The sequence below is a fragment of the Okeania sp. SIO2F4 genome, from assembly GCF_010672385.1.
Lineage (GTDB): Bacteria > Cyanobacteriota > Cyanobacteriia > Cyanobacteriales > Microcoleaceae > Trichodesmium.
In genome coordinates this window covers 1-8,832 of record NZ_JAAHGT010000369.1, presented here as the reverse complement: position 1 = coordinate 8,832, position 8,832 = coordinate 1, and the positions used below count along the sequence as shown (strand labels likewise).

Genomic DNA, 8,832 nt, shown 5'->3' with positions numbered 1-8,832 from the left:
ACGTTTAGTTCTATCTACCCTCGGCTCTTCTAGTTCACTAAAATACTCATAAATACTCTTTTTTGGCTGGAGTTTCCGTAGTGAAAAATTTCTATTATTACTAGGATAATTATCCAATACGGAAACTCTAATATTTAGTTTAAGAGTGTTTTTTTTTATTATTAATTATCAAATTTATTTGATAGTTTTGACCGTTGAAAGTTTAGGTGTTTTTTGATGGTGATTTGAGCAGCGATAGACTTCCAGTCCTCTTTCCTACGGAATGCGATCGCATTTGCGATCGCATATTCTATTTTCCAATTCTAATTTTGGTCATTTGTCAAAAAAATTAGATGCGTTTTCCCTGTACGAAAAGCCCCCATTAATTACATACTACTATGATTTTTTTTCCGATGCAAGGGGAAATTCCTTTCCTGGCCGACTTTTTTAGTAGCTCCACAAAATGCAGATTCTCTCATCTGTTCATCTGTGGCAAAATCCTTGTATTTCTAAGACTTTTCTGACTCTGAAAAAAAATTTTCCGCGCTTTGCGGGAGGAAAAGAGAAAAGGGTTACAGAGTTTTCCGGCCAGACCACACAATACAAAAACCAACAAAGTTGAGGTGGAAGTCGCGCCTAATGTAGAGGTCGAGAGAAGCAGAACGGCAGTAATTAGGATTGTTGAGCCAGCAACCGCCCTGCAGCGGAGAACGATTATTATTTCCATCTAACCAAACACTTCCATCTGTAGGCGCACCATTATAATTATCATGCCAATCATCAGCGCACCATTCCCAGACATTGCCGTGCATATCGTACAAACCAAAAGCATTGGGTGGAAAAATTGCCACATCTGTTGTTTCTTTTCGATACTTTCCTTTCGGTGCATCAGCATAACCCGCATTTCTCACAAATAATGCGGGTAATATATCTGCCAGACTGTTACTTACTTTTGCTTGGTTCCGCCAGATTATATTTCCTGTATCTTGGTCTGTGGGTAAATTTTGGGGGTCTTTGCCTGTGAGTGCTTTTATTCCTACTATTCCTACTGCATATATATCGCTACTCAGTTTTGGTTTACCGTTGGCGGAGCCTAGCGGTAGCTATATCGCCTGTTCACTTGGCATATAACCTAGTGTTTCTACTGCAATAGTTAAAGTTGTTACACTTGGTTGGTTAGCTTTGGTTAATACACTTATTTCTTTTACGGCGCCAAAGTCTATCAATACTGTTTTGTTGTCTGACCTGCGACGCATCAAATTTTGTGGTTTGATGTCTCGGTGGATAATTTTATTTTGATGAGCTTTTTCTTATGCTTCTAATGTTCCTTTGAGTAGAGTAATAGTATAAGATTCCCTTAATTTTTTCCCTGGTGTTAGTTCTTTGCTGATATCGTGCCCTTCTATATATTCTTGGACTAGGTAAAATTCTGTTCCTTCTTGGAAATGGGCAAATAGTTTTGGTCTTTGGTCTGAGTCTTTGCTTAGTTTGTATAAAGTTTCTGCTTCTCTCTCAAATAATTTTTGGGCAATGGTTTTTTTGACCTAATTTATTTGAGTATATATGAGCGCACCTTTTCCATTATATTTATATTACCATGTCAAGTTTTTTTGTCAAGCCCCTTTTTTTCAGTTATCAGTTATCAGTATTCAGTATTCAGCTAGTAGTAGGACTTGAGTAATAAAATAAATATTTAATGGGCTAAAGCCCTACTACAAACAAAATAAATTTCAACAATTAGTAAAGCTTTTATCTAGAATTAAAAGCAATAGTTGATAGCTGAGTGCTGAATGCTTACCTTCTTTTTTCTTCAATTGTTACTACTTACTATAAAGTAGAGGTAATAGAATATTTTTTTTATTAGAGGATAACAAAATTGCTTTCACAAAATCCGATTTTTACATTTACAATTCTTTTATTAGTAATTTTAACTCTCCCACCTCTGTTTGAGCGTCTCCGACTTCCTGGATTAGTGGGTTTATTAGTGGCAGGAATTATTTTAGGTGGAGATGGATTAAAATTACTCGACCCGGAAACAGAGACCATGAAGTTATTATCAGATATTGGTAAAGTTTATCTGATGTTTGTCGCGGGATTAGAAATTGATTTAATAGAATTTAAAAAAAATCAAGACCGCTCTCTTGGTTTTGGCATTGCTACATTTTTATTCCCACTGATTACTGGTACATTAATTGCCCAAATATTTGGTTTAGGTTGGAATGCTGCAATTTTAACAGGTTCTTTACTGGCTTCTCATACTCTTTTAGGTTATCCCATTGTGCAGCAGTTGGGTGTCGTGGGAAATCAAGCAATTACTGTTACTATTGGGGCGACAATATTTACTGATATTGCTGCTTTATTAGTTCTGGCAATTTGTGTGTCGATTAATGCTGGTAATTTTTCGGCGATTAGTTTGGCAATTCAATTGGGAAGTTTGGCTATTTATTCGGGAGTAATTCTTTGGGGTTTTCAATGGGTGGGTAAACAATTTTTCCAGCGAACTACTAATCAAGAAAGTAATCAATTTTTGTTTGTTTTGTTGGTTGTGTTTATTGCTGCTTTGGGTGCAACATTGATTAATGTCGATCAAATTGTTGGTGCTTTTTTGGCAGGTTTAGCGATTAATGATGTGGTGGGTAAAAGTCCGGTCAAGGAAAAAATAGAGTTTGTTGGGAGTGTTTTATTTATTCCTTGTTTTTTTGTTGATATGGGATTATTGCTGGATATGTCGGCTTTTGTTAATACTTTTTTGACTAGCTTTGAATTAACTTTATCAATTATTTTTGGTTTGCTAGGGAGTAAATTTTTAGCTGCATTTTTAGCAAAAAAGATTTATAAATATAATTGGTATGAAACTATGAGTATGTGGTCTCTATCAATGCCACAAGTTGCTGCTACTTTAGCTGCTGCATTGGTGGGTTTACAAGTAGGAATATTGCCAGAGGTAATATTTAATAGTGTAATTTTTTTGATGTTGGTAACATCTATTTTGGGTCCGATTATTACTGCTAAATTTGCGAGTAAAATTTCTTTGCCAGAGGTAGATTTTACATCAGATAATTCTTTGATTTGGTGGGAAACTCATCAGCAAGTTCCAAATAGTTTTACAGAGAGGGTTGATGGAATTGTTAACCATAAGTTTGTTGTATTAGTGCCAGTATATTTTTCTCCAGAACAAACAAAATATTTAATTGAAATGGCAGCAATGTTGGCAAAACATGAGGGAGGTTTAATGATTCCTTTATCCATAGTTAAAGGTTACGTCAATATGGATTCTCCTCAGTTAAATTTGGCTTTACAACAGAGCAGTAAAAGGTTAAGTTCTGCTTTGGAAATTAGTCAAAGTTTTGAAGTTGAAGCTACTCCAGAAATCCGAATTTATGATGATTTTGCTAAAGGTGTTAGTCGCACAGCACGGGAAAAAAATTCTAGTCTAATTGTCATGGGTTGGCACAAGACTACTGGTATTAAAGCTCGTTTATTTGGAAATATAATAGACCGGGTATTTTGGTCTGCTCATTGTCCGGTAGCTGTGGTACGTTTGTTGGACAATCCGATGAATATTAATAGAATTTTAGTACCAGTTAAAAATATTACTCCCCAGGCATTAAGAACTGTACGTTTTGCTCAACTTTTTGCTGATACTAATCAAGCTTCTGTAACTCTACTTCATGTATGCGACCGCCAGACTTCTAAAGAACAAATTACTAAGTTTCATTCCCAACTTTCTCTACTTATTTCTCAAGGAAAAACTCAGGTGAAATCGAGAATTAAAATTATTCGTTATGATGATGTTGCTCCTGTAATTAGTAAAGCAGCAAAATCATATCAATTAGTAGTATTACGCTCCATGCGACGACGTACCGCAGCAGGATTATCTGTTAGTGATGTTACTACTAAAGTTCTGGCAGAAATTACTTGTTCAGTAGTTATATTTGGAGAGCCTTATTCTTGATTTGAAGGAACAGGGAATAGGAAACAGTAATAAAGTTTTACAGAGTTGTTCTTATTTTTTATATCATGTCTGGTTGAATACTTAATAAATGCAAACATTGATTGGCGATCGCAGGATTTGGTGTCAACCATAATGCTATGGAATAGTATTTTGTCTTTAGTTACATTTTATACTTTTGTAAGCGAAGCGAAACTAAATTAGGACTTACGCATGAGGTACGAAAAACTAGGATTTGAGATTGCTTAAGAGTCGGTCACAATGACGAAAATACCTTGTACTACCTAAGTCCTATGACAAGGCCGAAAATTTGTATGAGTATTTTTAACTTAATTAATTAAAATAAATTCTTAATAAAAATTATTAATAAAAAGATGAGCCTTAAATTTATATTATCTAAAAATTTTTATCGTCTAATACAAAGTCGAGTTATTTTATACTGTTTAGCCTATCCACCAATCTATTAGACAAAGACTTCGGCTTTTATAAATACCCTGTTATACCATTTTGATAAATGTTTGCTACAAATGACTAGAGGATTTTTGTTTGAGTCAGGAGTCGTAGGGGCGAGCGCACGAATCGCCCGTACAGGAGTCGTATGGGAATGCCTTTAATACCATTTTTTAGCTCTGAAATTATCTTTTTCTTTTGGTGCGCGTTCCCTCTCTTGGTCGGCGTTCCCATGGCGAGGAGACCCGAAGAGTGCAGAGCTGCTCCGCTTTACATGTTGCGGAGCAAAACGCCTCGTTCCGACCGCTTGCGCCGTGAGACGGTGAGTGCAGTGCGTTGGGCGGGTTCCCCGACTTGAAGCAACTGCCGAACCCGGAGGGCGCGGGGTCGCACCGCTTTGTCAAAGGGAAATCTTCTGAAAAATATTTTTATTCCCCTTACTATTCGTAACATTCTTTTTTCACGCTTGGTATTACTAAAACGGATTTGGTCTGAATTGTAATGATTTGACGATTTGAATTTATAGATAAAAACAGTATTTTTAATATTTTATTAAAATTTTATTGTTGACTTTTATTGAAAACCTTGCTATTGTAGCATAAATTAATAAATACAATAAAATATTAATAAGTCAAAGCACGATGTTCAGAGAAACTCAACTGATGCTAAAATCTTTTTCTCATTTACTTTTTGGCAGTTTGACCATCCTAGGAACAATCGGGAGCGCTAACTTAGCTCAAGGAGCGCAGTTGTTAATGATTCCCGACTCCCTAAACGATAGTATTCTTTTGTTTGATTCCTATGATGGAGCTTTAGTCGATGACAACTTTATTGATGGATCGGGAATTTTTCAAACTCCCCTTAACGCTATCCAAGTTAATAATGAAATCTGGGTAAGCGATCAACTTGCTGACTCTATCTTTCGTTTCAATTTTAACGGTAAACTATTAAGTACGATTAGTAGTGGACTAGATAATATTCGGGGAATGGCTTTCATTGGCGATCGCGTTTATGTGACTAATGCTGGCACAAATAACAATGCACCGGGAGCAGGAATTGTTACTTTTGACACTAATGGCAATAATTTAGACTTTTTTGCTATAGGATCTCCCTATGATATACTTTTTTACAATGGGGAATTATTAATTAGTAATGTTGCCGATGAAAATCTCGAACGTTATAGTTTGGATGGGGTGTTTTTAGGAACATTTCACGATTCTGACGGTGTAACAGGAATAGATTTTCCCCAACAACTAGCGACCCGTGGCGATAGCAATGTTTTGGCTGCTGGCTTTTCCAACCCTGCGGGAATTTATGAATATGATTCCGACGGCACTGAAATTGGTCTCTATACGAGTGTTCAGGGAGTAGCGAATAGAGGTATTAGGGGAGTTTATGAATTAGGTAATGGCAATATCTTATGGACTGGTGGAGATGGTGTTGTTTCTACTAATATAACCGTTGGATCTCCCAAATTTGCAAGTTTTACAGATATTTACACTCGGCAGTCTTTAGAGTGTACGACTGCCTGTGTCAGTGCTAGATTTATAGATCCACTTCAAGTTCCCGAACCAGGCTCAATTTTTGGGCTGTTAACATTCGGTTTTTTAGGAGCAAGTTCATTTTTAAAAGGCAAATCTTATCAAAAATAAGGAGTTTAAAATGTTGACAAAAAAATTATTTGTAGGTGTGAGTTTAGCAACTGTAACAGTTCTCAGCTTTCAGTCTGGAGCTAATGCAGATACAGTAAATATTTTAGCTGACGATGCTTACTATACCTTCCGGGAAGCAGTCAGCGCTAACAGTGATTTTCGACTTTTAATAGATAAAGCAACAACTATCGGTTTAAGTCCTCAAGATACCTTTTCTTTCTTAAAGTTCGATTCAGATGACTTTTCCTCATTAGCAGGCAAGAATTATCAAGCCATTCTCACGCTTCAGCAGGATACAAGTTTAGCTAGTACCTTAATCCCTGCCACTGATGCTAATCCACTGAATGTTAGCGTCTACAACTTGATAGCTGCTTTTGATGATATCACCGGCAATATTGCTGATATTGACTACGGTTTGAACGGTAGTAATGCGATCGCTACTACTGCTGTGGGAGCATTGACTTAATCAGAGAATTCAGATAGCAGCAGTTTATATGGCTTAGATTTATTTAGTGATTCTATGTTCCGTTTAACAGATGAAAATGACAGTGGAAGTATAGATTTGGCATCAGAAGCATTAAAAGTGTGGGAGCCTAGCAATATTCCGACAGGTTTCGATTTTCGCGCCGGAGCATTCTCTGTTGCCACAGGTCCAACTGAAGAATTAAGCATTACTTCCAATGGTTCACAACCTAATAGACCTCTGGTGGAAAAGAAGGAACAGGGAACACTTAACTGGGAACAGGGAGAAGTAATTGATAATTTATGGATAAGAATTGATTTGATTTTTTATTTTCACGCCTATGTCTAATGTAAAATAATTTCCTTACGCAGAAACCAGGTTTATCAAGGAAATTTTGTGGTTTGAATAACAAATAATCAGGGTAATAAACCCGGTTTCTTGGTTGGGAAAGCGTAAGTCCTGTATAGTCAAAGTTTTGAGCCTATAAAATCTTACTTTTAACTGTCAGATGTGCGTCTTACATTCTGGAGGGGCTGTGTGCGGAATTACTTCCGCACAGTAGGCGCCCCGTAGGAAACCTCAAAATTACGCACTCGCTTTTGTACGGGCGAATGGCAATTCGCCCCTACGACTTTTGACTTCCGTGAAACGGTATTAGGAAGGGGGGCTGAAAAATTTCTATTGAGTCCGTTCTTAATTTGCCAATTATTGATCACAGAAGTTTTTGATCAACAGTAATACCATACATTGGCTGCCGCCATAACCAATAGAGTTGTTGGGAAATAACTTAGATTAGGACAAAAAGAAAATGAAAACAGATATATTTGTTAGTGATTTGATTATTTATGCTGCCATCAGGTATAGGTTCCACGGGTCCAGTTGCTGTTAACATTAATTTGTCATCAAAATCAATAAGCGTGATTACGGTAAATTTGGCTCAGAGCTCCATAACGTTTAACACCCGCAAAGGCGTTTTCACATATCACCCTTGATTGGCTCAATTTCTTATTTTCCGATTTTTGTTGCTCACTTAATTCCCCTCCCTTCGTCTTTTTATGGGGGATACGGATATTTTCATACTGGTGTTGAATACCTTGAAAACCACTATCGACTTCAATCGCAATCACGACCGGTATATTTCCTATTAGCTTTTCTGAGTCATGGAACTTTTCGTGAATGTAACTTTCCTTAAAGTGCCTGAGTTAATACTAACACTTGCTTGTTTTGGTCTACTGCTGCTAGATGTTTGCGAGTATGACGTTTTTTTTCCCGAATAATTCAGTTTTTGTTTTTATGAGTCAGTGGGTCGTTGCACTGGCCGTTGTGTGCCATCCATTATTACTCGTTCTACTCCAGGGAAACGCTCTATAAATACTTGGACACAATTAATTTCACCCTCGGGTAGTACTTTTTTTTCTCCCAGGGCTACTTCTAAAATTGGTTGTAAACGATGAACCCAATGATGTGCCTGGCTGGGATCAATATCAAACAAGATGCTGGCCACATCAAAGGGCGGACATATTAAACCTTTACAATCAACAGGACCAATAGTACTAAAACCACCTAAAACTTCTGCTGCTTGTTCTTCAGTAAGGTCTGAAACAGAATTGTTACGACGTGCTTTAGCATTGGCAATAGCTTTAGCCATCAGCTCGGAGTTTAAATCTGTAATACTTAGATTAGCCATTGATAATTATCCTTGAAGGTTATTTTTTTCAAATTAAGCTCTATTTCATATCTTTAAAATATCTAGACATATTGAAATTTGTATACCAAGCAAGCTAGGTATTAAATTTCCATCTAAATCACTAGGAGCAAGTTAATTTTTTACTCCTAAAGATATGATGTTCAAGCTTATCTTTGTTAAATACTATATTCCTATCTTTTATAAATTCGCTAGTCTTTTCAGATCAAAAAAATGACCTAAAGTATAAAATTATGTCTTTTTTAGCGATCGCTCATACTATGACTTAAATTATAAAATTATGTCTTTTTTTGAGCTATTACTTACATTTTGAATTTTTCTACGATAGTGCAGAGTGTCAAAAGTATCGCTAAAAGTTTGTAGGCATTCAAAACAATAATATCGTTGACTTCCTTTACTGGTCTTTCTGCAATACCTGAGTTTTCTAATGGCCACACAAAGGAAATTCCAGGATCGTAGACAGCGCTTAGTGGGACTTACACAACTTAACTGGCCAAATTAGACTATAATGCTTGTAAATCAATAATTTTACGTCGAAGCGATCGCTCTTCTATGAGAGAAACAACCCCTGCTGCAATGCCCCCTTGCTTTGAAAAGTGGTGCAAACAGTTTGATGATTGTGGGAAAAACC

9 protein-coding genes and 1 pseudogene are annotated in these 8,832 nt (G+C 36.6%); 4 read left to right on the top strand and 6 right to left on the bottom strand.

The genetic code is table 11. The annotated features are described in order from the left end of the window. Positions 1-551: 551 nt before the first annotated feature. Both F6K22_RS43125 and F6K22_RS43120 read right to left on the bottom strand, forming a co-directional pair. The gene (locus F6K22_RS43125; RefSeq protein ID WP_375340184.1) at positions 552-950 is read right to left on the bottom strand and encodes a formylglycine-generating enzyme family protein; all 399 of its coding nucleotides are present in this window, start codon (positions 948-950) and stop codon (positions 552-554) included. Between the two features lie 132 nt (positions 951-1,082). Next, a complete protein-coding gene (locus F6K22_RS43120) occupies positions 1,083-1,268 on the bottom strand; it encodes a protein kinase domain-containing protein (protein WP_375340183.1) in 186 nt (61 codons plus the stop codon). A gap of 587 nt (positions 1,269-1,855) precedes the next feature. On the opposite strand from F6K22_RS43120, the gene F6K22_RS21745 reads away from it, so the two are divergent. Then, positions 1,856-3,934 (top strand): cation:proton antiporter, encoded by a 2,079-nt coding sequence (locus F6K22_RS21745; RefSeq protein WP_293102563.1) that lies wholly within the window; start codon positions 1,856-1,858, stop codon positions 3,932-3,934. Positions 3,935-4,651: 717 nt separating this feature from the next. Here the strand turns inward: F6K22_RS21745 and F6K22_RS21740 are convergent. Then, entirely contained in the window at positions 4,652-4,834 is a 183-nt protein-coding gene (locus tag F6K22_RS21740) for a hypothetical protein (RefSeq protein WP_293102560.1), read from the bottom strand. Positions 4,835-5,022: 188 nt separating this feature from the next. Between F6K22_RS21740 and F6K22_RS21735 the strand changes: the two genes are divergently transcribed. The 3 genes from F6K22_RS21735 to F6K22_RS21725 are packed head-to-tail and all read left to right on the top strand — an operon-like array spanning position 5,023 to position 6,844. After that, positions 5,023-6,033 (top strand): PEP-CTERM sorting domain-containing protein, encoded by a 1,011-nt coding sequence (locus tag F6K22_RS21735; RefSeq protein ID WP_293102557.1) that lies wholly within the window; start codon positions 5,023-5,025, stop codon positions 6,031-6,033. 10 nt (positions 6,034-6,043) lie between these two features. Continuing rightward, complete coding sequence (locus F6K22_RS21730) at positions 6,044-6,499, top strand: hypothetical protein (protein WP_293102554.1); 456 nt, start codon at positions 6,044-6,046, stop codon at positions 6,497-6,499. A 54-nt stretch (positions 6,500-6,553) separates the two neighbouring features. Continuing rightward, the gene (locus tag F6K22_RS21725; protein WP_293102552.1) at positions 6,554-6,844 is read left to right on the top strand and encodes a hypothetical protein; all 291 of its coding nucleotides are present in this window, start codon (positions 6,554-6,556) and stop codon (positions 6,842-6,844) included. A 560-nt stretch (positions 6,845-7,404) separates the two neighbouring features. On the opposite strand, the gene F6K22_RS21720 is transcribed toward F6K22_RS21725, so the two are convergent. The 3 genes and pseudogenes from F6K22_RS21720 to F6K22_RS21710 form a co-directional block, all read right to left on the bottom strand. After that, positions 7,405-7,623: a transposase family protein gene (locus tag F6K22_RS21720; RefSeq protein ID WP_293102549.1), complete on the bottom strand. Its 219-nt coding sequence runs from the start codon at positions 7,621-7,623 to the stop codon at positions 7,405-7,407. Positions 7,624-7,787: 164 nt separating this feature from the next. Then, on the bottom strand, positions 7,788-8,183 hold the full coding sequence (locus F6K22_RS21715) for a helix-turn-helix domain-containing protein (RefSeq protein WP_293102546.1): 396 nt from the start codon (positions 8,181-8,183) through the stop codon (positions 7,788-7,790). A 330-nt stretch (positions 8,184-8,513) separates the two neighbouring features. Next, positions 8,514-8,664 (bottom strand): annotated as a pseudogene (locus F6K22_RS21710) (IS1 family transposase); the annotation flags it as partial. Positions 8,665-8,832 lie beyond the last annotated feature (168 nt).